This is a genomic window from Phenylobacterium montanum (genome assembly GCF_018135625.1).
In the GTDB taxonomy this organism is placed as follows: Bacteria; Pseudomonadota; Alphaproteobacteria; order Caulobacterales; family Caulobacteraceae; genus Poindextera; species Poindextera montana.
In genome coordinates, this window is sequence record NZ_CP073078.1 from 4,493,664 (window position 1) to 4,516,275 (window position 22,612).

A 22,612-nucleotide genomic window follows, 5' to 3' on the forward strand; every position below is an offset into this window, starting at 1 on the left:
GCTGAGGCTGAGCCTCTAGGTTGCGGCCATGTTCAAGCATCGCCTCGGCTTCGCCAAGCCCGCCCTAGCCCTCGCCCTTGCCCTGTTCGCCGCCACGGCGCTGCCGGCCCTCGCCCAGTCGCCGATTCCCGGCGGCGGGTTCGACGCCAAGGCCCTCTCCGAGCACGTCCACGTCATCTCGTCGGACGAGTACCAGGGGCGCGGACCCGCCACCCCGGCCGAGACCAAGACGCTCGACTACATCATTGGCCAGTTCAAGAAGCAGGGGCTGGAGCCCGGCGGCGATTCCAAGGGCCCCTTTGGCGGCTGGGTGCAGGACGTGCCGCTGAACCGGTTTGAGGTCAAAGGCCCGGTCAAGCTGTCCCTGACCGCCGGCGGCAAGACCACCGACCTGACCCAGGGCGTCGAGGCCGTTGTCCAGACCCTGACTCCGGTCGACCATGTGGCGATCAAGGACGCGCCGCTGGTCTTCATCGGCTATGGGGTCAAGGCGCCGGAGCGCCAGTGGGACGACTTCAAGGGCGTCGACCTGCACGGCAAGGTCGCCGTGGTGCTGATCAACGACCCGGACTTCGAGGCCGACCTCGGCGGGCGCTTCGACGGCAAGTCGATGACCTACTACGGCCGCTGGACCTACAAGTACGAGGAGGCCGCGCGCCAGGGCGCGCTCGGCATGCTGATCATCCACGAGACCGCCCCAGCCGCCTATGGCTGGGCGACGGTGCGCAACTCCAACGGCAAAGCCCAGTTCGACATCGTGCGCGACAATCCGGCGGCCGCCCATCCGCTGCTGCAGGGCTGGATCCAGCGCGACCTGGCGGTCGACCTGTTCAAGCGTGCGGGCCTGGACTTCGAGGCGGAGAAGAAGAAGGCCCAGAGCGAGGATTTCCACCCCGTGGCGCTGAAGGGCGCGACCTTTTCGGCCGACTACGCCCTGGACCACAGCCAGATCGTCACCCACAACATCCTGGCTCGCATCCCCGGCGCCAACCGGCCGAACGAGACGGTGATCTACACCGCCCACTGGGACCATCTGGGCGTCGGCGCGCCCGACGCCAGCGGCGACACCATCTATCACGGCGCCGTGGACAACGGCACCGGCATAGCCGCACTGCTGGAGCTGTCGCGGGTGTTCGCCTCAGGGCCGAAGCCCGACCGCTCGATCCTGTTCCTGGCGGTGACGGCGGAGGAAAAGGGCCTCCTGGGCTCGGCCTACTACGCCAGCCATCCGGTCTATCCGCTGGCGACGACCGTGGCCGACATCAACATGGACGCCCTGGCCACCAACGGAAAAGCCAAGGACATCTCGACCTCGGGCGACGGCAAGGTGCAGCTGCAGGACGACCTGATTCTGGAGGCCCGGGCCGCCGGCCGCTACTTCGCCCCGGATCCCACGCCGGAGATGGGCCACTTCTACCGCTCGGACCATTTCTCGTTCGCGCGGGTGGGGGTGCCGGCCCTGTCGATCCATTCCGGCGAGGACATGGTCAAGGGCGGGGTCGAGGCCGGCCAGGCCTGGGCCAGGGAATACACCGCCCACCGTTATCACCAGCCGGCGGACAAATGGAGCGCCGACTGGGACCTGTCGGGCCAGGTCGACGACCTGGAGCTGATCTACCGCCTGGGCCTCAAGCTGGCCGATTCCAACGAATGGCCGGACTGGAAGCCAGGCTCGGAATTCAAGGCCGCGCGGGATGCGACAGCGGCGGCGCGGAAGTAGGGTGGGGTGAGGTCAAATAAAACTCCGCTCATCCCGGCGAATGCCGGGACCCAGATCATAGAGCTCAATCTCTGGGATTGATCTGCAGCTAACCCGGCTCCGCCGGAGCCATACGATCTGGGTCCCGGCATTCGCCGGGAGGAGCGGAATATATTTTGGGCTGACTTGAGTTCTTCAGTCCGTAGGCTCCGGACGCCCGTCCTCGATCACCGAGTCGAGCGCATAGATCGCCTCGTTGATCTGCACCAGGCGCTCCAGGGCGCGCTGGTTGATGCCGCCGGTGAGGGCGTAGGCCGCGCGGACCAGTTGTTCGTCGAGCTGTTCGCGGACCAGCTTCAGGTCCTTGATCGTCTTGCCGGCCACTTCCAAAATCCCTCCCAGGCGCAACCTGCGCCGACACCAGCCGTCGCCGTCCGCTCGGGCCGGCGCGAACGCGAGCCGAGAGCGAGGCCATGAACGACAGCCTGATCCTGCATCACTACGACACCTCGCCCTTCTCCGAGAAGATCAGAGTCGCGCTGGGCATGAAAAGCGCGGCCTGGCGGTCGGTGAAAATCCCCAACATCATGCCCAAGCCCGACCTCATGCCCCTGACCGGCGGCTACAGGCGCACGCCCGTGGCGCAGGCCGGCGCCGACGTCTTCTGCGACACCCAGGTGATCCTGGCCGAGGTCGAGCGGATGACCCCGGAGCCGCGGCTGGTCGGCGGCCTCGATTGGGCGGTCAACCTGTGGGCCGACCGGCCGTTCTTCATGGCCACGGTGCCGATCATCTTCGGCAGCCTGAAGGGCGAGATCGACCCGGCCTTCGCCAAGGACCGCGAGCAGCTCTCCGGCCGGCCGTTCGATCCGAACGCCATGCGCGCGGCGGTCGGGCCGATGAAGCAGCAATGGCGGGCCCAGGCGGCCTGGCTGAATCAGCAGCTCGCGGCGGACGGCGCCTGGCTGGCGGGCGAACGGCCGGGCCTGGCCGACGCGGCGGCCTACATGAACATCTGGTTCCTGGAGCGGAACGCGCCGCAGATCGCCGCCGAGCTGCTGCAGGGTCTGGACGCCGTCCAGGCCTGGAAGCGGCGGGTGGCCGAGATCGGCCACGGCGCGCCCAGCGAGCTCGATTCCACGGCGGCGCTGGAAATCGCCCGCACCGCCGAGCCGCGTGGGACCGACACGCACGATCCCGCCGATCCCCTGGGTCTTTCCCCCGGCGCAGCGGCCTTCGTCATGGCCGACGACTATGGCCGCGACCGGGTGCTGGGCCGCCTCGTCGCCGCGAACCCTGAGCGGGTGGTGATCGCGCGCGAGGACCCGGCCGTGGGCTTGGTCCACGTCCACTTCCCCCGCGCCGGCTACATCGCCGGGCCGGCCTGACGGACCTATCGTCAAGGGCGGGGTCAGCCAGATTTGAAATTCCGCTCATCCCGGCGAATGCCGGGACCCAGATCATAGAGTTCCGACCTTTGGGTTTTGTCATGGGAGCGTAGTATCCGCTGACTTCGCCATACGATCTGGGTCCCGGCATTCGCCGGGATGAGCGGGGTTTGTTGCAGTTCGGACTGATTTGAACATGCGCCAGGGAGATCCCCCATGAACCAGCTAACCCGCCAGCTGAACGTCCTCGGCCTGGAACTCGCCCCGCTGACCCCGACCATTGGCGCCGAGGTGCATGGCGTCGACCTCGCCCGGCCGCTGGACGCCCAGACCCAGGCGGCGCTGCGCCAAGCCCTGCTGGACTGGAAGGTGATCTTCTTCCGAGACCAGGACATCACCACCGAGCAGCACCTGGCCTTCGCCCGCGCCTTCGGCGAGCTGGAGGCGCACCCCTTCGCGCCGCACAAGCCGGGCTATCCCGAGGTCCTGGCCATCACCCACGACGACAAGAGCCGCGGGCGCGAGAACACCTGGCACAGCGACGTCACCTGGCGGCTGGAGCCGTCCCTGGGCTCGGTGCTGCGGGCGGTGGAGGTCCCGCCGGTGGGCGGCGACACCCTGTTCGCCGACATGTACGCCGCCTATGAGGGCCTGAGCGACGAGATCAAGGCCGAGATCGACGGCCGCACAGCGGTGCACGACTTCACCCACTTCCGCCGGGGCCTGCGCAAGAAAGGCGCGAGCGAGGCCGAAATCGAGGCTTTCGATAAGGCCTATCCCCGGCCCGAGCACCCGGTGGTGCGCACCCATCCCGAGACGGGCAGGAAGGCGCTCTATGTCAACGCCGCCTTCACCCTCAGCATCGTCGGCCTGGACCAGGACCGCTCGGACGAATTGCTGCGCCACCTCTACGCCCAGGCGGCGATCCCGGAATATCAATGCCGCTTCCGCTGGGAGCCGAACTCCATCGCCTTCTGGGACAACCGCGCCAGCCAGCACTATGCGGCGTCAGACTATTTCCCGGCGGTGCGGCGGATGGAGCGGGTGACCATCGTGGGGGATCGGCCTGTTTGAGGGCGGGCAAATTGACCTCAGTTCGCTCGTGGTGCACTGCTCTCCCGTGGCTATCGGGGGAAGCGTGTCGCGGCATTTCAATAGAAGGTGGGTTGTCTCCGGGATTTCAGGAGCGCTTTCCGGTCTTTCCTCTTCTGCTCTTGCGACCGACCAGGGTCGGAGTGGTCTGAGCGGGCCACCGTCTGAAGAGGGAAAGAGGATGGACTACCTCGATATTGATTGGCAGCAAGAAAGGCCCACACAAGCCACGCTTAACGCGGACTGGTCGAAGATTGTGATCACCGATCTTGGATCAGCCGATTCCCGACTGAGTTCCATAACTGGCGCCTTGAGAGAGACCCACGTCAACGGCGGAGCGGTTGTTGGGCGCTTCTCTATAGAAAGCCCTCCAAGTTGGCGGTGGTTTGTTTCCCGAAATCGACTTGAAGAGACGCGTTTCTTCGCTCGCTTTTTTCGGCATCCTGCTGTGGCCGAAGGACTTTCTGGCGTCGGTACGCCAACAGCGGGAACTGAAGGAACGCTCGGCTTTAAGATGGAGGCGAACTTCGCCTCTATGGGCCGCTTGGCGGACACAATCTCGCTTGGAGGAGCATATAGTTCGTACAAGGGGCGCGATGGGGAAGTGCTCCGCCTCGCGAGTGATTTTGCCCAAGCCGCGTTCCAAGACCGATATTCGGATATCTGCTCATACTTGAGCTATGAGGCGTGGTCCCTTTGGTTCAAGGGCATAGCTTGGGACGTATCCTTTTTTTGGTTCGACGCGAGGAATGGCATCGCTACCGTCCTCCTCGTAACAGACACGGATTGAACACTAACATTGAGGCGGTCGCCCTATATTCCCAGGCCGACTGTACGATGATCACCCCGCCCGATCCCCCGCCGGCTGCTCCACCGTCCCCAGGGCATCCGCCAGGCGCATCTTGGCCGAGCCCGGGCGCAGCGGCTTCTGCTGGTCGGGGTGCGGGGCCCAGCCGGTCAGGGTGATGATGTCGAAGGTGGCGACCACCCGCCCGTCCGGCTCGGCGAAGCGGGCGGCGTAGAGTTCGCAGGCCCTGGCCAGCACGGCGCGCGACAGGGGCCGGCGGGCGCGGTCGGTCAGGGCGTTGGCCTCGCCCATGGCCCGCACGTCGGCGATCAGCTTCAGGGGGTGGCTGTAGCGCACCCGCACCCGGTCGATGTCGGCGACGGGCAGGGCGAAACCCGCCCGCTGCAGGAGCCCCGCGGCGTCGAAGGTGTCGGCGAAGGGGGAGACGCGCAGGCCCGCGCCGCCGGTGATCTCGGCCTCGGCCTCGGTGAGCACCTGGCGCAGCTCGGTCAGAGTCGCGCCGCCCAGCATGGCCCCCAGGAACAGGCCGTCGGGCCTGAGCGCCCGGCGGATCTGGATCAGGGCGCCCGGCAGGTCGTTGACCCAGTGCAGGGCCAGGGTCGAGACCACCAGGTCCAGGCTCTCGTCGGCGAACGGCAGGGCCTCCTCGTCCACCTGCACCCGCGGCCCCGGCCGGCCGGCCAGCATGGCGGCGGAGAGGTCGGTCTCGATCAGGAACGGCACGCGCGGGCGGGCGTCGCTGGCGGCGAGGGCGGCGGCGAAGGCGCCGTCCCGCGCGCCGAGGTCGACCGCGACGGGAAACTCCCGCATGATCGCCTCCAGCCGCTCCACTGCGTCCTGGGCGGCCCGCGCCTTCAGGAACCCCGCGGCCCCAAAGCCGGCCGCGGCGCGGTCCAGGCGGCGGCGGTGCAGGGGACGGTCGAACAGGCGGGGCGGGGCGTTCATGGCGCTGCAACATGGCGATGATCGCCGCTCAAGGAAAGCGGCGCCGAGCGGCCTGGCCCTGCGCCTGCGCGTCGTCGCTCGCCAGGCCCTGGACCTAGTCTATCCGCCCCAGGCCCTGGACGGCGGGGCGCGGCCGCTGAGCCATGGCCTCTCCGCCGAGGCCTGGTCCAAGCTGCGCTTCATCGCCGAGCCGGTCTGCGACGGCTGCGGCACCCCGTTCGAATACGCCGTCGCCGAGCGCTGCGCCGCCTGCCTGGCCAAGCCCCGCGCCTTCGCCCGGGCGCGGTCGGCGGTGATCTATGACGACGCCTCGCGCGACCTGATCCTGCAGTTCAAGCACGCCGACCGGCTGGATTTGGCGCCGCTGCTCACCGCCTGGGTCGGGCGGGCGGCGGCGGAGCTGATCGCCGAGGCCGATGCGGTGGTGCCCGTGCCGCTGCATCCCCTGCGCCTGATCCGCCGCCGCTACAACCAGGCGGCCGAGATCGCCCGGCCCCTGGCCCGCCGCGAGGGCCTGGCCTATCTGCCCGACGCCCTGGTGCGCCGCCGCGCCACCGACAGCCAGGGCGGCAAAGGCGCCGGCGGGCGCCGCCGCAACGTCGCCGGCGCCTTTGAAGTCCCCAAGCGCCGGCGCGGCCAGGTCGCCGGGCGCAGGATACTCTTGATCGACGACGTCCTGACCACCGGCGCGACGGCCGAGGCCTGCGCCAAGGCGCTTTTGCAGGCGGGCGCGGCCCAGGTCGCCCTTGCGACAGTCGCGCGCGTGCAGGAGCGTGAACTCTAGCCTATATGAAGGGTTTCAACTGCTTGAGGACCCGATGGCGCGCGTCACGATCTATACCCGACCCTTCTGCGGCTTTTGCGCCCGGGCGCTGAGCGTCCTGGCGGACAAGGGCGCCGACGTGACCGAGATCGAGGCCGGCTTCGATCCCGCCAAGCGGCAGGAGATGATCGCCAGGGCGAACGGCCGGGCGACCTTCCCGCAGATATTTATCGGCGAGCAGCATATCGGCGGCTGCGACGAGATGCTGGCCCTGGACCGGGCCGGCGAACTCGATCCCCTGCTGGCCGCATGACCAGCCTCAGCGCCGCCCTGATCCAGCTGCGCACGCCGGCCTCGCAGGAGGCGGCCCTGGCCCAGGCCGAGCCGTTGATCCGCGAGGCGGCGGCCAAGGGCGCGGCGCTGATCGTAACCCCCGAGGGGACCAACATCCTGCAGCGCGACCGCGCGCAACTTCTGCCGCGCCTGCGGACCGCCGAGGAGGACGCCTGCGTTGCGGGCCTGCGCCGGCTGGCGGACGAGCTCGGCGTGTGGCTGCTGATCGGCTCGGCCCTGGTGGCGGCCGAGGACGGCCAGGCGGTCAACCGCGCCCTGCTGGTGAGCCCCGAGGGCCGGATCGCTGCGACCTACGACAAGATGCACATGTTCGACGTCGACCTGCCGACCGGCGACAGCATCCGCGAGTCGGCCAGCTATCGGGCCGGCGACAAGGCGGTGGCCTATGACCTGCCGATGGCGCGGCTGGGCCTGACCATCTGCTACGACATGCGCTTTCCCTATCTCTATCGCGCCCTGGCCAAGGCGGGGGCGGACATCATCGCCGTGCCCTCGGCCTTCACCCGGCCGACAGGCGAGGCGCACTGGGAGATCCTGCTGCGCGCCCGGGCCATCGAGACCGGCTCCTTCATCCTGGCCCCGGCCCAGGGCGGACGGCACGAGGACGGCCGCGGCACCTGGGGCCGCTCCATCGCCGTCGGCCCCTGGGGCGAGGTCCTGGCCATGGCCGAGGGCGACGAGCCGGGGGTGGTCATGGCCACGCTCGATCTTGACGCGGCGCAAAAGGCGCGGCAGGCGATCCCGGCGCTGAAGAACGAGCGCGACTTCATCGGCCCCGGTCTCTGAACGCCCATGATCAAGTACGCCCTCGCCTGCGAACACGACCACGCCTTCGAAGGCTGGTTCGGCTCGTCCGGCGATTTCGACGACCAGCAGGGGCGCGGGCTTCTGGATTGCCCGGTCTGTGGCTCGCACGCCGTGCGCAAGCAGATCATGGCCCCGGCCGTGGCCGGGACCAAGAAGCAGGCGGCCGTCACCGGCGAAGCCTCGGCGCCGACGCGGGCGATGATGATGGACGCGATGAACCGGGTGCGCGCCCATGTCGAAGAAAACTTCGACTATGTCGGCGACCGCTTCGCCCGCGAGGCGCGGGACATCCACGAGGGCAAGTCCGAGGATCGCGGCATCTATGGCGAGGCCAGCCCCAAGGAGATCAAGGGCCTGGTCGAGGACGGCATCAATGTCGCGCCCATGCCGCCCGCGCCGCCGAAAAAGACCGAGGTGAACTGAGAAAGACGCGGCCGGCGTCGCCCGCCCGACTTGCAACCAATTGCGACGCTGACGGTTGATTCCGCGTGGGGGGTTATCAGGAGGATTCCCCCATGCGCAGGCTTTGCAGCACTGCAATCGCCGCCATTCTCGCCCTCGGGGGCGCGGCGGCCAGCCTGAGCCCGGCTCCCGCTCAGGCGGAGGTCGCCATTGGCGTCAGCGTCGGCTTCGCCCCGCCGCCGCTTCCGGTCTACGCCCAGCCGCCGATCCCCGGCCCCGACTATATCTGGACCCCCGGCTACTGGGCCTGGGGCGACGACGACTATTACTGGGTGCCGGGCGCCTGGGTCCTGGCGCCCGATCCGGGCCTGCTCTGGACCCCAGCCTGGTGGGGCTGGGACGACGGCGTCTACCTGTTCCACGCCGGCTATTGGGGGCCTAGCGTCGGCTTCTACGGCGGCATCGCCTATGGCTTCGGCTATACCGGCTCCGGATACGAGGGCGGCTACTGGAACCGCGGTCACTTCTTCTACAACCGCACCGTCAACAACATCACCAACGTCAACATCACCAACATCTACAACCGGCCCGTCAGCGGGGCCGGCTTCAGCCACGCCAGCTTCAACGGCCCCGGCGGGGTCCGGGCCCGGCCCACGGCGCAGCAGGCGGCGTTCATGCGGGCGCCGCATACCCCGGCGACCCAGGCCCAGCGCAGCCACCAGCAGATGGCCTCGCGCGAGCCGGTCCTGAGGGCCGCCGCCAATCACGGCGCGCCGCCGATCGCCGCCACTCAACGGGCTTCGGTGTTGAAGGGCGCGGGCGTCGTGGCCGCCACCCGCGCCGGCGGCGCCTGGCATCCGCACGCCGAGGCCATGGCCAGGGCCGCGGGCCATCCGAGCGCAGCAGCGCCGCAGCATTCGGCCGCCATGGCCCGGGCGGAGCCGCATGCGGGCGGCGCTCGAAACGCCGAGGGCCGGACGGCTCATGCGCTGACGCCTGCGGAGTCCAGGACGGCGCGTGCTGTCGCCTCGCCGACTGAGAGCCGCATGGCTCGGACCGCCCATGCGCCCGCCGCCGCCGAGACCAGGACCGCCCGCGCCGAGCCCCGCGCCCGCACACCGGCGGAACACCGCGCCCCGACCCAAGAGGCCAGGGCCTATCACCCGCCGGCCATGACGCGGGCCTATCACGAGCCGGCGGGCGGCTATCACAGCATGGCGCAGTACCATGCGCCGCCGCGGCCGGAGCCGATGATGCGCGCTGCGCCGAGACCGCCGGCCATGGCGCAGTATCGCGCCCCGCCGCGGGAAGCGCCGCACGCTGCGCCCCGGGAAGCGCCCCGCGGCGAACAACGCCGCGGGCCGGGTGGACGATAGGACGGAAGGCTCGGCGGCGTCAGAATCGGCGCCGCCGGATCTTTTCCAGACTGCTCAGCGTCGCGGCGGCGAAGGCCCCGCGGCGCTTCGCCGTCTCTGCGTCCGGCGCCGAGCCGCTGAGGGCGCGGCGCGCGCCCTGTTCGACGATCCAGACGCAGCCCTGCGGCTCGCTTCGGATCACCACCACATAGTCCGCCGTCGCCAACGCTTCCCGGGCCAAGGTCGCCTCCCTTGTATTCTGGCGAACAGGCGTAGCGGCGGGGCGACCAGCGGCGATGGCCGCCGTGTGGAGATTCCGTGCAGAAGCTCTACCGTGCGAGAACTGGCAAGCTCAGCTCGAACACCGCGCCGGCCGCCGCGGCGCCCAGACGGATGTGGCCGCCGTGGGCCTCCGCCAGGGAGCGGGCGATGGGCAGGCCGAGCCCCGTGCCGCCCTCGGCCCGGCGGGTGGTGAAGAAGGGCTCGAACAGGCGCGTCTGATCCGCGGCCGGCACGCCCGGGCCGTCGTCGGCGACGGTCAGGACGATGCAGCTGTCCACTTGACGCGCGGCGATGGTCACCTGGCTGGCGCGGGCCTGGCGGCTGTTGTCGACCAGGGTGGACAGCATGGACTCCAATACCGCCTCGGGCGCCGCGGCCAGCGGCAGATCGGGCGGCGCGTCGACCGTGACGGCGAAGCCCGGGTGCGAGCGGGCGTCGGCGATGCGGCGGGCGGCGGTGCTGGCGTCGCTGGCCGCATCGGCCTCCGGCTGGGCCATGTCGGCGCGGGCGAGGTCCAAGAGCCGGCCGACCAGATGCGACAGCCGGTCGTTGTCGGCGGCGATATTGGCCAGGAAGCGCTCGCGGTCGGCCGCCTCCATGGTCTGGTAGTGGTCCTGCAACAGCTCCACCGCCCCGCCGATGCTGGCCAGGGGGGTCTTGAACTCATGGCTGACCGCGGCGGCGAAGTCGCGCAGGTAACGCGAGCGACGCTGGATCGCCGCTGCCATGCTGCGGAAGTCCTCATAGAGGTCGCGGATCTCGATGGCGGCGGTGGGCGGGGTCTCGGGGACGGTCCCATGGCCTGCGGCCACGGCGCGGGTGGCGGCGCTCAGCGCCTCGACCGGCCGCGTCACCCCGCGCGAGGCCAGGCCCGAAAGGCCGATCAGGAGCACGATGATCACCCCGGCGCCCAGCAGCATCTTGCCGCGCTCCTCATAGACCCCGCGGAACAGGGCGCGGGGCGAGCGCGACAGGAGGAGGGCGCCCACCACCTGTCCATCGACCACGATGGGGCGGGCATAGTGCAGGCGGATGTCCGAGGCGCGGCTCAGCCATTCCATCGCATAGCGGGGGTGGTAGGCGGCGTTGCGGCGCAGCACCGTCTCGCTGTGACCCGCCAGGGCCTGGCGCACCTCGGGCAGGGCGGAGAGGTCGCCACCGAGGCCCAGGCCCCGCACCACCAGGCCATGCCGGTCCAGCATGACGATCGAGGCCAGGGCGCCCCGGCTGGTCTCGGTGAAAATGGGCGCCAGGCGCGCCGCGGCCGCGACTGCGGCCGGGTCGGCCTGCGCCTTGGCGGGCGCAGGCGGCGGCCGGTCGGCCAGCACCGCGGCGCTGTTGAGGTCGATCGGCGCGGCTTCAGGTTCGGGCGCCTGGCCGGGCCCGGTTGCTGGCGCGGCGCCGGGCCAGAGGGCGGCGGCGGTGGCGGAGAGGGCGACGGCCTGGGCTGCCAGCTCGGCCTCGGTCTGGCGCACCAGGGCGTTCTCGTAGCCGCGCAGCCAGACCGCCTCGACCGCCGGCATGGTGGCGGCGAACAACAGCACGGCCAGAAGGATGGTGCGCAGCCGCAGCGCCGGCCAGTGGCGCTTGAGGAAATCCTTGGCCGCGGTGATCAAACCGCGCCGCCTGGCGCCGCGCCTTGGCAGGGACCCAGGCGATAGCCGATGCCCGGCCGGGTCTCGACCACGTCGTGCCCGCCCATCCGGGCGAACTTGGCGCGCAGGTTGCGGATATGGCTGTCGATGGTGCGGTCGGTGACGGCGAAGCCCGGGCCGTGCAGGCGGTCGATGATGGCGTCGCGGGTGAAGACCTTGGTCGGGGCGGCGGCCAGGGCGCGCAGGAGGCTGAACTCGGTGACGGTCAAAGCCGCTTCTTCGCCGGCCCAGCGGGCGCTCCAGGCCTCCAGGTCCAGGGTCAGGCGGCCCTGGGTGATCAGGGCGCCGGGTTCGGCCGCGGGCGCCGTCGGGCGGCTTGTGGCGCGGCGCAGGATGGCGGCGACCCGGGCGGTCACCTCGCGCGGGCTGAACGGCTTGACCACATAGTCGTCGGCGCCCAGCTCGATGCCCAGCACCCGGTCGATCTCGTCGTCGCGCGAGGACAGGAACAGGATCGGCAGCTCGCTTTCGGCCCGGACCCGGCGGCAGACCTCGAGCCCAGTCATGCGCGGCAGGTTGATGTCGAGCACCACCAGGTCCGGCCGCGCCTGGGCGATCAGGCTGAGGGCCGCCTCGCCGTCCTCGGCCTCGCGGGTCTCGAACCCGCCCTTGCCGAGGGCGAACACCAAGAGCTGGCGGATATGGGGATCGTCGTCGACGACCAGGACGGTCTGGGTCATGAGGGTCATGTTCAGCGGCCCGGCTCCGGCGTCAACTATCACAGGCTTTGATGGGGGGATGGCTGGCAGGAGCCAGGGCCAGCGCGCGGTCAAGGCGGACCTGCCCGCGCCAGGTCCAGCTGCGCCACTCGCCTTGCCGCGCGGCAAGATCGTCGAGAATGTTGGCGCGGACCGTAGCGACCCGGCCCTGCAGATCCGGGGGCAGTCTGCTGGCCGCCAGGGCGCTGAGCGGGACGAGGGCGGAATCCCCGAGCTGGGCCAAGTAGCAGACATCCAGCGCGGCGCCGGTCCCGCCGAACTCCCGCGCATGGGTCACGTTCCAAGAGGCCGCCACGGCGCCCAGGTCCACGGCGGCGCAGCCGGCGAGGGCCAGGGCCGCAGCCGTCGCGTTGACGCCGATCAGCCAGCCGGCGCTCTTGGTCCTGAGCAGTCGCCAGCAGATCAGCACTAGGCCGAGCGCGACCAGAACCATCCAGACCAGGGCGGCGATGCGCAGGCGGGTCAGGGAATAGGTCTCGATATAGTCCGCGGTCCTGAGGGCGCTGGAGGCCACCAGCACCAGGTTCTGCGCCACCCACAAGACCACCAGCCGGCGGATCCAGGGCCGCCGGCTGGAGTCCGAGCCGGGCCGAAGGAAGACGAGCACGAACAGGCCGGCCAGCAGGGCCGTGGCGATCAGGGTATAGGCGCCGCGATGGGCGTAACCGGCCAGGGTGACGCCGTGCGGCAGGGGCGCGCCGCTCCAGAGGAAGGCGATGTCTAGGCCGTTTTCGATGGCGAACAGGGCGTTGAACAGGCCGAGCGATAGGGCGATCGAGGCGGGGGCGACGCCGGCGGAGGGGCGGATCGGCGCCGTCCGGACTCCTTTGGCCGGCGGCAGGAGCCTTGGCCGCAGCAGGGCCCAGACCCCGGTCAGCACCATCAGGGCGTAGCCGATACGCCAGATGTCCGGCTCAGGCGGGGCGATCTCGGTCAACACCTGGCCGATCACCGGGTTCGCCACCGCAAACAGGGTCAGGAACACCGCCGCGCCGGTGACCGGCAGGGCCAGGATCGGCAGCAGGGGCGGGCGCAGCAGCGGGCGCTTGCGCAGGATGCGGCGCAGGCCCGCCAGGTCCAGCGCCGGGCCTGCCAGGGCGGCGACGCCCTGAAATGCCATGCGCGCCGCCCAGCGTCCCAGCCCGGCCTCCGGCGCGGAGCGCCCGGCCAGGACGGCGACCGAAAGGCCCGCGGCGAGAAAGGCCTCGGCGACGAAGGTCGGGCGGTCGGCCAGGGACAGGGCGGCCAGGATGGCGACGACGAAAGCCGCTTTGGCGCGTCGGTCCCGGCCGATCTCCGGGTGGGTGGAGAGCAGCGCCACCGCCAGGGCCAGGGTGAAGCCGGCAGCTACGGACCCGCCGGGATGGCCATAGAACAGCTGGTCCGCCGCCAGGGTCAGTCCTGCCGCCCAGGCGGCCTTGGCCCAGAGCCTGGGCGCTCTTGCGTCCGATCTTCCCACGCCGCTCTCCCCAGCCGCATCGTCGTCGGCCCCGTCATGCGGGGCCTGGATCGAACGGGGATGGGCGAGGCGTGCAGACGCCGAACGGCTCGGATGCAGAACCTGTGCAGCCGCCTCAGGCGGCGGGGCGCGTCACGGTCATCATGTAGTTGACGTCGGCGTCGGCCGAGCGGGCCCAGCGGCCGGTGATCGGGTTGTAGGTGACGCCGAACGGGCCCTGCACCTCGACCGGCTCGTCCTGCAGGAACACCTCGATCTCCTCGGGATGCAGGAATTTCTTCCAGTCGTGGGTGCCGGCGGGGACCCAGCGCAGGACATATTCCGCCCCGATCTTGGCCAGGGCCAGGGACTTCAGGGTGCGGTTGAGGGTGGCGACGATCATCAGCCCGCCGGGCGCCAGGAGGCGCGCGCAGTCGCGCAGGTAGGCGCCCGGATCGGCCACGTGCTCGATCACCTCCATGTTCAGCACCACGTCGAATGGCGCCTCGCCCGCCTCGACCAGGGCCTCGGCGGTGGAGCAGCGGTAGTCGATCTCGAGCCCGCCCTCGGCCGCGTGCGTGCTCGCCGTGCCGATATTGCGCTCGGAGGCGTCGACGCCGGTCACCGCAAACCCCATCCGGGCCATCGGCTCGGACAGGAGACCGCCGCCACAGCCGATATCCAGCAGGCGCAGGCCCTCGAACGGCGCTCGCGCGCGGGGATCGCGCCCGAACCGGGCCAGGGCCTGCTCGCGGATGAAGGCCAGGCGCACAGGATTGAACACGTGCAGCGGCGCGAACTTGCCGTTCGGGTCCCACCACTCCGCCGCGATGCGCGAGAAGCGCGCGACGTCGGCGGGATCGATGCTGGAGGGGCTGGCCTGGGTCATGCGGTCTTGCTCGCTCACCCAGCTATACGCGTCAACGGATAAGGCGGATGTCGAGGTCCAGGCCGAGTTCGGCCCAGGCGCGGTCTGCGGTGTAGACCGGTAGGCCGGTCTCCATCGCCAAGGCCAGACAGAACCGGTCGCCGAGCGAGACGCCCCGGCCGCGCGTGCGCGCGTGCAGCATGCCTGCCAAGGCTGCAGTCTCCAACGTAGCTGCAACGACGTTCATAGACAGGGTTTCGGTGGTCTGGCGCGCTTGCTCAGCGGTCGAGCCGCGATCGATCAGCTTTGTTATGACTTCCGCTAGGTTGACGCTGGAGATCGCACAATCACCAAGTATAGGTCCGACTAATTCGCCGCCGGATTCGCCTCTGAGAAAAGCAAGGACGGCCGACGTGTCCAGCACCGCCTCAGTCATCTGCTTCCTCTCGCGCCGCCTCACGCCGGCGGTCGGCGATCAGTTCATCGACAAGGCTAGGGCCGCCGGTCCCAATCGTCGCTCGCACCATCTCCTGCGCTCGTCGGCCCGCCTTGGCGCTGCTGATCACGGAGAACTCTTCGTCGCTGAGGTTGGCCATCACAACGCCGCCCGCGGGAACGCCGAGGGCTTCGCGGACCGCGGGTGGAAGCACCAGCACACCGTCATCACGCACGACTAGGCGGTAGATGCCGCCCGAGCGTTGTTCAAACACCGGTTCATGCACAAACGGCTGAGCAGCCTCAGCGACCGGCGCCAGCTCTGCGCGCCCCACGACATAGGTCGGTCCCTGCTCGGCGTCAGCCACCAGCACGTTGCGCACATGCTGGTAGCGCTTGCCCAGGAACCTCGCGATCTCCGCGCGTGGCACGCCCTCGGCGTTCAAGGCGCGGATCTTGTCCGACACCGTGGTGTGGGCGGCGGCGATCTCGGCCATCCTGGCGGGATCCATATCAACCTCCGTCTTTGATAGGTTGTTAGTAGGTAGTTATGTATTACGTCGCGCCGCCCTGTCAATGCGACGACGCGAAGGGTTGTGCGTTGCGTGCGGCGTCGCTAGAAGGCCCGCCTTGCGGCAATTTCTTCCAATCAAAGCGAGGTTGGTGTGTCTCGGCTGGTGATGAAGTTCGGCGGCACTTCGGTGGCCGACCTGGAGCGCATCCGCCGCGTCGGGCGCCTGGTGGCGGCCGAGGTCGAGGCCGGGCACAGGGTGGCGGTGGTGGTCTCGGCCATGGCCGGCAAGACCAACGAGCTGGTGGCCTGGACCGACGGCTCGGGCCGCGCGGCTCAAGGGCTGCCGGAGTCCGACGACGAATACGACACCGTGGTCGCCTCGGGCGAGCAGGTCACCGCCGGCCTGCTGGCCATGACCCTGCGCAACATGGGCCTGAACGCCAAGTCCTGGCTGGGCTGGCAGGTGCCGATCATCACCGACGACGCCCACGGCCGCGCCCGCATCGACGAGATCCCGCCGGAAAAGCTGGTGGCGGCGATGGACGCCGGCGAAGTGGCGGTGATCGCCGGCTTCCAGGGCGTGACCCGCGAGGGACGCATCGCCACCCTGGGCCGCGGCGGCTCGGACACCAGCGCGGTGGCGATCGCCGCGGCGGTCGGGGCCTCCTGCTGCGACATCTATACCGACGTCGATGGGGTCTACACCACCGACCCGCGGATCGAGGCTAAGGCCAAAAAGCTCGGCAAAATCTCCTACGAGGAGATGCTGGAGATGGCCTCGCTGGGGGCCAAGGTGCTGCAGACCCGTTCGGTCGAGCTGGCCATGGCCCAGCGCGTGCCGGTTCGGGTGCTTTCAAGTTTCGTGGAGCCGGGGGAAGCCCCAGGGCAGGGGACCGTCGTCTGCGACGAGGAGGAGATCATGGAAAAGCGGATCGTCAGCGGCGTGGCCTATAGCCGCGACGAGGCCAAGATCACCCTGTTCGGCCTGCCCGACCATCCGGGGGTGTCGTCCGAGATCTTCAGCCGCCTCGCCGACGCCAATGTGAACGTGGACATGATCGTCCAGTCCCGCGCCCGCGCCTCGGACTCGGCCAACATGGAGTTCACGGTCGGCAAGCGCGACGCGGCCCGTGCGCTCGAGATCGTCCAGAGCGCCAAGGACGCCATCGGCTTCGAAGACGTGCAGTGTAACGAGGACGTGGCCAAGGTCTCGGTGATCGGGGTCGGCATGCGCAGCCATGCCGGCGTGGCCAAGACCATGTTCGGCGCTCTGGCCGATAAGGGCGTCAACATCCAGGTGATCTCGACCTCGGAAATCAAGATCAGCGTGCTGATCGACGCGGCCTACACCGAACTGGCGGTGCGCGCGTTGCACGCCGCTTACGGGCTGGATCAGCTGTAGAGCCATAGGCTCCGCCACCAAGGCTTGACGCGGCGGCCACCTGTGGGGGCGCAGCTTCAAGCTCCTCTGCAATCAACGCGGCTTCTTGGCGCCCGCTCCGGCGGCGGCGGCGGGCCTTCTTGTCCCGCTTGGAACGGTTCGGCTCGACCTGCGAAAAGCATCCCCGGCTGCGTGTCCCGAATTGACAAAGTAAGCGCGCTGGTCATGATCTCGCCAGCTCGGCTGAACTGCTGGCTGCGAGCGCAATCATAAAGACGACATAGTCGCCTATTCAGTGTTCGGTGTTACAAATTGTTATAAACTCCTGACTTGACCGGACGCCGCTTGGCGCGCCGGGGCCGGGGTGCTGCGTCTCGCGTCAACAGCGGCCAATTTCGACTAGAGGCTGGAGGGAGATTCGACGTGACAGAAGCCACAAGGGACGGCGTGCGCTCAGGCGCCGCGAACAAGACGCGTGTGCAAGGCCTGGCGGCCGCCTGCGCGGGCCTGGTTTGCGCCGCCGTCGCCACCGCGAGCATCGCGGCGCCGGCGTTCAGCAGCGAGGCGGCCAAGGCCGCCTATCTGCAGCAGCATCGGCTCAATGTACGGGCGCTGCATCCCCACTACTTGAGCAAGCCACCCCACGTGAATGGCGCCCTGCGACGGATGGCGAACGGGGCGCAGCCGGGGACGGGGCTGACCATTCCCTTCTGGACCTCCCAGATCACCTCGCCGCTGGACGGGAACACCTACACCTACTCGATGGTGGGCAGTAACCCGTACAGCAACCCACACAACACTAACGTCAGCTACGTTCCGGTGGTGCTCCGCATCCACGTCGGCGGCTTCGTCCTGGATCCGACCCAGGTCTCGCATTGCGACACGCAGTCCCCGGCGACGCGGTTCTTCAATTCGCCCCTGTTCGTGGCCAACAGCTTCACCTCCAACGGGGTCAATGTCAGCGCCGTGCCCGGCGGGACCCAGCTGATCTCGGCGTTCCAGCGGGCCAACTATTGGAACGCGGTCAAGGGAAGCCACTATGGCGTGACCCTGGTCTCGGCCCTGACCAAGCCGATCGTCGTCGACTGGACCCCGACCAACCCCAGCGACACGGTTCTCGGGGTCTCCGACAACTGCGGCGGAACGGTCCCGATCGCCCTGGTGGAGATCAACGAGCTTGACGCCGAGCTTCAGGCGATCGCCGCCGCCTACGCCCAGCCGGCGCAGATCCCGGTGACCCTGGTCGAGGACGCTGCGGTCTATATCGGCACCACCGACCAGTGCTGCGTGCTCGGCTATCACAACGCCATTTCGACCATCCACGGCACCCAGACCTATGCCGTCGGCGCCTATTACGACACCAACAACGTGTTCGGGCCGGATTTCGCCGACATCACCATCTGGTCGCATGAGTTGGGCGAACTGATCGACGATCCGTTCGTGCAGTCGATCGCCGGCGCGCCGGGCGGCTACAATAATGGCGTGACGCCGAACTGGGGTTATACGGGGCAGGACTTCGGCTGCCAGGGGGATTCACAATATCCCGCGAACCTCGAGGACGGCGATCCGCTGACCCCCGACCAGATGGGCAATTTCCACAACTACCCGGTCGTGGGCGTGGGCGGCTTCGTCTACCACTTCCAGGACCTGGCCTTCCATGACTGGTTCTACCGCACCGCCTCGACCAGCGCGGGCGGCAAGGGCTCGTTCATGGGCAATTTCGCCGGCGGCGGCCAGCCGACCATCTGCCAGTAAGCCGTATCGTCGCCCTGGCTGCGTTCCGCGCGGCCAGGGTCGGCGCTTGGCATCGGCGCGGCGTCAGTTCTCGAAGGTGAGGCCCGCGTCGCGGCCGAATTGCCAGACCAGCCGCGCAGGGCGGCTGGGGCCCAGCTGGGCCACCTCCAGCACCATCCGGTTCGGTAGTTCGCCGGCGCCGCTGATGGATATGCGAGCCCCGGTCTCGGAAATGTTGGTCACCTCGCAGTCGTAGCTGACCGCGCGCTGCTCGTCGGCGATCCGGCCGGACCAATTGGCCGCCCGGCGCTCCTGCAGGCGGCGCTCGCTGCGGGCGCGGACGGCGGCAAGTTCATCGGGCGCAAAGGCGAGAGGCTGGCTGGACATCGGCGTCTCCGATGGGCTGGAGCGCAAAGTCCTACACGGTAAATCGGAATTCACCGTTAACGCGAAAGAACGTGGCTATTTCGCTTGCGCCCCCCGTCGCCTATCTCGGTCCCGGCGGACTTGTGAACGCCGGACGGAGGCGACAGGTGCACTGGAAGACACGGCTGATCCACACGGCGGCGGCTGCGCCGGCCGGCTTCCGCTCCCTGACCCCGGCGATCGAGCGCGGCTCGACCGTGGTCTTCGCGTCCCAGGCCGACGCGCGGGACGACTGGCGCCAGGACCGCAACGGCTACACCTATGGTCTCTATGGGACCCCCACCGTGCTGGAGCTCAGCGCCCGCATCGCCGAACTGGAAGGCGCGCGGCACAGCTTCATCGTCCCTGGTGGTCAGGCGGCCATCGCCCTGACCTACCTGGCCTATTGCAAGGCGGGGGGCCACGCCCTCCTGCCCTGGGCGGCCTATGGCCCCAACCAGGACATGGCCCGGGACTTCCTGTCCGGTTTGGGGATCGAGGTCGAATTATACGACCCAATGATCGGGGCTGGCATAGCCGCGTTGATCCGGCCCAATACGGCCCTGATCTGGACCGAGAGCCCGGGCTCGGTGACCATGGAGGTTCAGGACGTGCCGGCGATCGCGGCCGCAGCCCATGCCCGCGGCGTCCCGGTCGCCCTCGACAACACCTATGCGGCCGGGGTGATGTTCGACGCCTTCGCCCATGGGGTCGATGTCAGCGTGCAGGCCCTGACCAAATATGTCGGCGGGCACAGCGACCTTCTCCTGGGCAGCGTGTCGGTGCGCGACGAGGCGACTTACGAGGCGGTAGGCGCCGCGGCCAAGATGCTGGGCATGGCGGTCTCTCCGGACGACGCGGCCCTGGCCCTGCGCGGCCTTCTGACCTTGGGCGTGCGGCTGGAGCGGCTGGAGGCGAGCGCCAATGCGGTCGCGGGCTGGCTGGCGGGGCGCCAGGAGATCGAGACCGTGCTGCATCCCCCGCGGTCCTCATGCCCGGGGCACGAGATCTGGCGGCGGGACTTCACCGGCTCGGCCAGCGTGTTCTCGATCGTATTCGACCGGCGCTTCTCCCCGCGCCAGGTGGAGCGCTTCGCCGACCGGCTGCGACTGTTCAAGGCCGGCTACAGCTGGGGCGGGGTCACCTCGCTGGTGATGACCTATCCCGACCTGCAACGGCCAGGGCTGGACTATGCCGGCCGGATCGTGCGCCTGAACATCGGGCTTGAGGCGCCGGAGGACCTGATCGCCGATCTGGACCAGGCTCTGGAGGCGTTGGGCGAACCCGAGTAAACTCAATTCTCGTCGCGCTGCGGGGAGCTTCCTATTCGAGGCCCGTCCGGTCGACCATGATCCGCGACAGCACGCGCGCGCGCTCCAGATGATCGGGATTGGTCGGGTCCAGCCGGTCTGTGGTAGCGATCATCAAGAGCCCGCCATCGGGCGTTTTCTCGGCGGTGATTGGTGGTGGAACTACAAGGCCTTCGGCCTTCGCTGCCGGCAGATACGACATCCAAGGCATGTGGAAGATGGTGTAGGGAACCGGGGCTGCGCCCGGAACCGGGGAGGTCTTGGAATAGGTCATGTCGAAGGCATAGGCGTTGGCCCAGTCGCTCGGCCAGTCGGCGATCATCGCCAGCAAGGCGCCCCTGTAGATTGGAAAGGTCACAATCGATGGCTTAGGCAGTGTCATCATGAAGCCTGCTTCGAACTGTGCTCGGTTGTCGCCGCGCGAGCCGGCCTTGACACCGAAACCGAACATTTCAGCATGGTCGGTCTCCAGTTCTTGCGGTGTGTTTGTCGCGTTCACCTGATAGCCGTCTTCCGGTTCGGGATCACCGAAGTCGTCGGTCGCGACGCCGAACTGGACCAACTGGGAAATTCGGGCGCGCGCCTGCGCCAAGGGCACGCTGCGCATGGCCTCATAGTCGGCGAGGCGCCAATGTCGGAGGATCGGATCCACCTTGCCGAGCGCGTCGAGCGTTCGCAAAAACGTGTCCCCGATTACCCGGGGAGGCTGAGGGCGATTTTGCCAACGGCAAAGAATATTGTAGTTGTACCCTATTGACTTTGTGGGTTTCTCAATTTTCGAGAACATAGACGTGAATTCTCTCCCGACCATTGTCTTTCGCCTCGAAAATCTTCTGCGCATACTCGGCAGCTGATGGTTCTTTGAATATCCAATATACGGGTCTTGGCCCCGCCGCGGCCACCTGTCTGGCAGACTGTTTCAGCCAGTCATCTTCGAAGTCCGGCGTGAAGCCATATTTGAGCGCTGCAGCGGCGATCTTCCCGTACTGGCCTTTGATTTCAAAGAGAATTCCGGTCTGGCGCTGGCAATCGTCGAACACAACCTGGCCACCATTGTCTGGATTGGGCAGCCAATAGCCGAAGCCACGCGGTGTCGGCGGCTTCGGGTTTATCAGCGCCTTGACCCGATCTTCAAAGTCGCGGTCGCTTTCCTTTCCCCCCGGCCGGTCCGGCTTTTGGGTTGGGCAGAGGTTGGGCTCATCCTTCTTAACCAGATCCGGCGATATCGCCGGCAAATCGACGGCCAGCGTGTCGTCGGAGAGTTTTCGGGCGACGACATTTCCCGCCGGGTCTCGGAACAGGCCCCCGCCACTGAGCTGGGCTGTCAGCTGTTTGCGCCGGCCGTCAGCGCCGTCGTAACTGAGGAACAGCGCGGTGCCGTCGCTGTACCAGAGATAGTGCAGCCGCTTCAGCTCGAAGACGCTCCCCTCGACCCGCAGGCTCTTGTTGGTCGGAATCAGCAGGACCGAAAAGAAGACGACTGGCGGCGCGACCCGGCCAACATAGGGCAGGTAGTCGGCGGCGAAGGCGGCGAGGCGCTTAACCGCACTGACGGAAAGCCTCGCCAAAGCCCCGCCGACCCGGGTCCATTCTCCGCTCGGTCTCCCGTTGCCAGCCAGAATGCGCGGCTCCAGCGGATTGAATCCTCCGCCGGTGCTTAGGAATTTCCGCACGGCCTGGTCGCCGCGCGCTTCGGTGGTCAGCCTCTGGACCATTTCGGGGTCGGCCCCGGCTTGGATCAGGCCGTCGGCCATGAACAATCGACGGGCGGCTTCGCGCGGTCGGGCAAGCGGCCCGAGGCCCGTCAAGGCCAGATGGAGCTGGGCGATGTCGTCCTCGCCCGCATGCCGCCTGCGCAGAGCGCACTGAATGTGGCCCAGCGCGGTCGGTGGCGTTGGCCTGAGGTAGGCGGCGCTGATCAAAGCAGACAAACGCGCCGCGTCGCCGCATGTCATCTGCGTCGTTGGCGATCCCGATGGCGAGTTCGCCGCCAACAGCGTCCCCGCGCCCAGGACCAGGCCCTCGGGCGCAAAGCGCATGGTTGCGTCTATCGGGGTGGTCGCCTCGCGGGAGCGCCATTGTTTGCGCAGGTGTTCGACCAGCAACCGGCGTCTCCGTCTCAATGGCCGGATTCGTCGGCCGTCTGCAATTCAGGGTGGAGGCGCAGTACGCCAGAGATTCCTGTGCTGATCAAGAACAAAAAGTGAACAAACGGCACGCCTCCGAGTTACATCAAGTTCTCCCTCTGATCGGCGTGG

At 68.5% G+C, this 22,612-nt stretch carries 24 protein-coding genes; 12 read left to right on the forward strand and 12 right to left on the reverse strand.

Annotation, left to right across the window (positions count from 1 at the left end; translation table 11 throughout):
- The first annotated feature begins 28 nt into the window (after positions 1–28).
- Complete coding sequence (locus KCG34_RS20470) at positions 29–1,720, forward strand: M28 family metallopeptidase (RefSeq protein ID WP_211937453.1); 1,692 nt, start codon at positions 29–31, stop codon at positions 1,718–1,720.
- Between the two features lie 174 nt (positions 1,721–1,894).
- On the opposite strand, the gene KCG34_RS20475 is transcribed toward KCG34_RS20470, so the two are convergent.
- Positions 1,895–2,083 (reverse strand): hypothetical protein, encoded by a 189-nt coding sequence (locus KCG34_RS20475; RefSeq protein ID WP_211937454.1) that lies wholly within the window; start codon positions 2,081–2,083, stop codon positions 1,895–1,897.
- An 89-nt stretch (positions 2,084–2,172) separates the two neighbouring features.
- On the opposite strand from KCG34_RS20475, the gene KCG34_RS20480 reads away from it, so the two are divergent.
- From KCG34_RS20480 to KCG34_RS20490, 3 genes are all read left to right on the forward strand, one after another.
- Positions 2,173–3,087, forward strand: a complete 915-nt coding sequence (locus KCG34_RS20480) for a glutathione S-transferase family protein (protein ID WP_211937455.1) — start codon at positions 2,173–2,175, stop codon at positions 3,085–3,087.
- Between the two features lie 216 nt (positions 3,088–3,303).
- On the forward strand, positions 3,304–4,161 hold the full coding sequence (locus KCG34_RS20485) for a TauD/TfdA dioxygenase family protein (protein WP_211937456.1): 858 nt from the start codon (positions 3,304–3,306) through the stop codon (positions 4,159–4,161).
- Positions 4,162–4,360: 199 nt separating this feature from the next.
- Positions 4,361–4,969, forward strand: a complete 609-nt coding sequence (locus KCG34_RS20490) for a hypothetical protein (protein WP_211937457.1) — start codon at positions 4,361–4,363, stop codon at positions 4,967–4,969.
- A gap of 51 nt (positions 4,970–5,020) precedes the next feature.
- On the opposite strand, the gene KCG34_RS20495 is transcribed toward KCG34_RS20490, so the two are convergent.
- Entirely contained in the window at positions 5,021–5,932 is a 912-nt protein-coding gene (locus tag KCG34_RS20495) for a methyltransferase domain-containing protein (RefSeq protein WP_211937458.1), read from the reverse strand.
- Here KCG34_RS20495 and KCG34_RS20500 point away from each other — a divergent pair.
- From KCG34_RS20500 to KCG34_RS20520, 5 genes are all read left to right on the forward strand, one after another.
- Entirely contained in the window at positions 5,931–6,716 is a 786-nt protein-coding gene (locus KCG34_RS20500) for a ComFC family protein (RefSeq protein WP_211937459.1), read from the forward strand. The genes KCG34_RS20495 and KCG34_RS20500 overlap by 2 nt on opposite strands.
- A 34-nt stretch (positions 6,717–6,750) precedes the next feature.
- The gene (grxC, locus tag KCG34_RS20505) at positions 6,751–7,008 is read left to right on the forward strand and encodes a glutaredoxin 3 (protein ID WP_211937460.1); all 258 of its coding nucleotides are present in this window, start codon (positions 6,751–6,753) and stop codon (positions 7,006–7,008) included.
- The gene (locus KCG34_RS20510) at positions 7,005–7,835 is read left to right on the forward strand and encodes a carbon-nitrogen hydrolase family protein (protein WP_211937461.1); all 831 of its coding nucleotides are present in this window, start codon (positions 7,005–7,007) and stop codon (positions 7,833–7,835) included. The genes grxC and KCG34_RS20510 overlap by 4 nt, the downstream gene beginning before the upstream one ends.
- Before the next feature lie 6 nt (positions 7,836–7,841).
- Positions 7,842–8,279: a DUF1178 family protein gene (locus tag KCG34_RS20515; RefSeq protein ID WP_211937462.1), complete on the forward strand. Its 438-nt coding sequence runs from the start codon at positions 7,842–7,844 to the stop codon at positions 8,277–8,279.
- Positions 8,280–8,371: 92 nt separating this feature from the next.
- Positions 8,372–9,634: a YXWGXW repeat-containing protein gene (locus KCG34_RS20520; RefSeq protein ID WP_211937463.1), complete on the forward strand. Its 1,263-nt coding sequence runs from the start codon at positions 8,372–8,374 to the stop codon at positions 9,632–9,634.
- A 19-nt stretch (positions 9,635–9,653) separates the two neighbouring features.
- Here KCG34_RS20520 and KCG34_RS20525 read toward each other — a convergent pair whose 3' ends face one another.
- The 7 genes from KCG34_RS20525 to KCG34_RS20555 form a co-directional block, all read right to left on the reverse strand.
- Positions 9,654–9,854 (reverse strand): hypothetical protein, encoded by a 201-nt coding sequence (locus KCG34_RS20525; protein WP_211937464.1) that lies wholly within the window; start codon positions 9,852–9,854, stop codon positions 9,654–9,656.
- Positions 9,855–9,942: 88 nt separating this feature from the next.
- Complete coding sequence (locus KCG34_RS20530) at positions 9,943–11,511, reverse strand: sensor histidine kinase (protein ID WP_211937465.1); 1,569 nt, start codon at positions 11,509–11,511, stop codon at positions 9,943–9,945.
- Positions 11,508–12,239: a response regulator transcription factor gene (locus KCG34_RS20535; RefSeq protein ID WP_211937466.1), complete on the reverse strand. Its 732-nt coding sequence runs from the start codon at positions 12,237–12,239 to the stop codon at positions 11,508–11,510. The genes KCG34_RS20530 and KCG34_RS20535 overlap by 4 nt, the downstream gene beginning before the upstream one ends.
- A 22-nt stretch (positions 12,240–12,261) precedes the next feature.
- The gene (locus KCG34_RS20540; protein WP_211937467.1) at positions 12,262–13,728 is read right to left on the reverse strand and encodes a DUF4153 domain-containing protein; all 1,467 of its coding nucleotides are present in this window, start codon (positions 13,726–13,728) and stop codon (positions 12,262–12,264) included.
- 115 nt (positions 13,729–13,843) lie between these two features.
- Positions 13,844–14,596, reverse strand: coding sequence for a bifunctional 2-polyprenyl-6-hydroxyphenol methylase/3-demethylubiquinol 3-O-methyltransferase UbiG (gene ubiG / locus KCG34_RS20545; RefSeq protein WP_211940915.1), 753 nt, complete (start codon positions 14,594–14,596; stop codon positions 13,844–13,846).
- A gap of 31 nt (positions 14,597–14,627) precedes the next feature.
- Positions 14,628–15,011 carry a type II toxin-antitoxin system VapC family toxin gene (locus KCG34_RS20550; RefSeq protein ID WP_211937468.1) on the reverse strand — a complete coding sequence of 128 codons (384 nt, stop codon included), beginning with the start codon at positions 15,009–15,011 and terminating at the stop codon, positions 14,628–14,630.
- Positions 15,004–15,507 (reverse strand): AbrB/MazE/SpoVT family DNA-binding domain-containing protein, encoded by a 504-nt coding sequence (locus KCG34_RS20555; RefSeq protein WP_211937469.1) that lies wholly within the window; start codon positions 15,505–15,507, stop codon positions 15,004–15,006. Before KCG34_RS20555 ends, KCG34_RS20550 begins: the two co-directional genes overlap by 8 nt.
- A 168-nt stretch (positions 15,508–15,675) precedes the next feature.
- Here KCG34_RS20555 and KCG34_RS20560 point away from each other — a divergent pair, with 168 nt between their 5' ends.
- Positions 15,676–16,926: an aspartate kinase gene (locus KCG34_RS20560; protein ID WP_211937470.1), complete on the forward strand. Its 1,251-nt coding sequence runs from the start codon at positions 15,676–15,678 to the stop codon at positions 16,924–16,926.
- Between the two features lie 402 nt (positions 16,927–17,328).
- Entirely contained in the window at positions 17,329–18,660 is a 1,332-nt protein-coding gene (locus KCG34_RS20565) for a hypothetical protein (RefSeq protein WP_211937471.1), read from the forward strand.
- Between the two features lie 63 nt (positions 18,661–18,723).
- Here KCG34_RS20565 and KCG34_RS20570 read toward each other — a convergent pair whose 3' ends face one another.
- On the reverse strand, positions 18,724–19,026 hold the full coding sequence (locus tag KCG34_RS20570) for a PilZ domain-containing protein (protein ID WP_211937472.1): 303 nt from the start codon (positions 19,024–19,026) through the stop codon (positions 18,724–18,726).
- 146 nt (positions 19,027–19,172) lie between these two features.
- Here KCG34_RS20570 and KCG34_RS20575 point away from each other — a divergent pair, with 146 nt between their 5' ends.
- Positions 19,173–20,336, forward strand: coding sequence for a cystathionine beta-lyase (locus KCG34_RS20575; protein ID WP_211937473.1), 1,164 nt, complete (start codon positions 19,173–19,175; stop codon positions 20,334–20,336).
- A gap of 31 nt (positions 20,337–20,367) precedes the next feature.
- Here the strand turns inward: KCG34_RS20575 and KCG34_RS20580 are convergent, their stop codons facing one another.
- Entirely contained in the window at positions 20,368–21,195 is an 828-nt protein-coding gene (locus KCG34_RS20580; RefSeq protein WP_367576011.1) for an Imm52 family immunity protein, read from the reverse strand.
- Complete coding sequence (locus KCG34_RS20585) at positions 21,125–22,459, reverse strand: hypothetical protein (protein WP_211937475.1); 1,335 nt, start codon at positions 22,457–22,459, stop codon at positions 21,125–21,127. Before KCG34_RS20585 ends, KCG34_RS20580 begins: the two co-directional genes overlap by 71 nt.
- Positions 22,460–22,612: the final 153 nt, after the last annotated feature.

Coding starts and splice junctions, on each gene's coding strand:
- KCG34_RS20470 (WP_211937453.1), top strand. CDS start 29: ATGTTCAAGCATCGCCTCGGCTTCGCCAAGCCCGCCCTAGCCCTCGCC.
- KCG34_RS20480 (WP_211937455.1), top strand. CDS start 2,173: ATGAACGACAGCCTGATCCTGCATCACTACGACACCTCGCCCTTCTCC.
- KCG34_RS20485 (WP_211937456.1), top strand. CDS start 3,304: ATGAACCAGCTAACCCGCCAGCTGAACGTCCTCGGCCTGGAACTCGCC.
- KCG34_RS20490 (WP_211937457.1), top strand. CDS start 4,361: ATGGACTACCTCGATATTGATTGGCAGCAAGAAAGGCCCACACAAGCC.
- KCG34_RS20500 (WP_211937459.1), top strand. CDS start 5,931: ATGGCGCTGCAACATGGCGATGATCGCCGCTCAAGGAAAGCGGCGCCG.
- KCG34_RS20495 (WP_211937458.1), bottom strand. CDS start 5,932: ATGAACGCCCCGCCCCGCCTGTTCGACCGTCCCCTGCACCGCCGCCGC.
- grxC (WP_211937460.1), top strand. CDS start 6,751: ATGGCGCGCGTCACGATCTATACCCGACCCTTCTGCGGCTTTTGCGCC.
- KCG34_RS20510 (WP_211937461.1), top strand. CDS start 7,005: ATGACCAGCCTCAGCGCCGCCCTGATCCAGCTGCGCACGCCGGCCTCG.
- KCG34_RS20515 (WP_211937462.1), top strand. CDS start 7,842: ATGATCAAGTACGCCCTCGCCTGCGAACACGACCACGCCTTCGAAGGC.
- KCG34_RS20520 (WP_211937463.1), top strand. CDS start 8,372: ATGCGCAGGCTTTGCAGCACTGCAATCGCCGCCATTCTCGCCCTCGGG.
- KCG34_RS20535 (WP_211937466.1), bottom strand. CDS start 12,239: ATGACCCTCATGACCCAGACCGTCCTGGTCGTCGACGACGATCCCCAT.
- ubiG (WP_211940915.1), bottom strand. CDS start 14,596: ATGACCCAGGCCAGCCCCTCCAGCATCGATCCCGCCGACGTCGCGCGC.
- KCG34_RS20550 (WP_211937468.1), bottom strand. CDS start 15,011: ATGACTGAGGCGGTGCTGGACACGTCGGCCGTCCTTGCTTTTCTCAGA.
- KCG34_RS20555 (WP_211937469.1), bottom strand. CDS start 15,507: ATGGCCGAGATCGCCGCCGCCCACACCACGGTGTCGGACAAGATCCGC.
- KCG34_RS20570 (WP_211937472.1), bottom strand. CDS start 19,026: ATGTCCAGCCAGCCTCTCGCCTTTGCGCCCGATGAACTTGCCGCCGTC.
- KCG34_RS20580 (WP_367576011.1), bottom strand. CDS start 21,195: ATGCGCAGAAGATTTTCGAGGCGAAAGACAATGGTCGGGAGAGAATTC.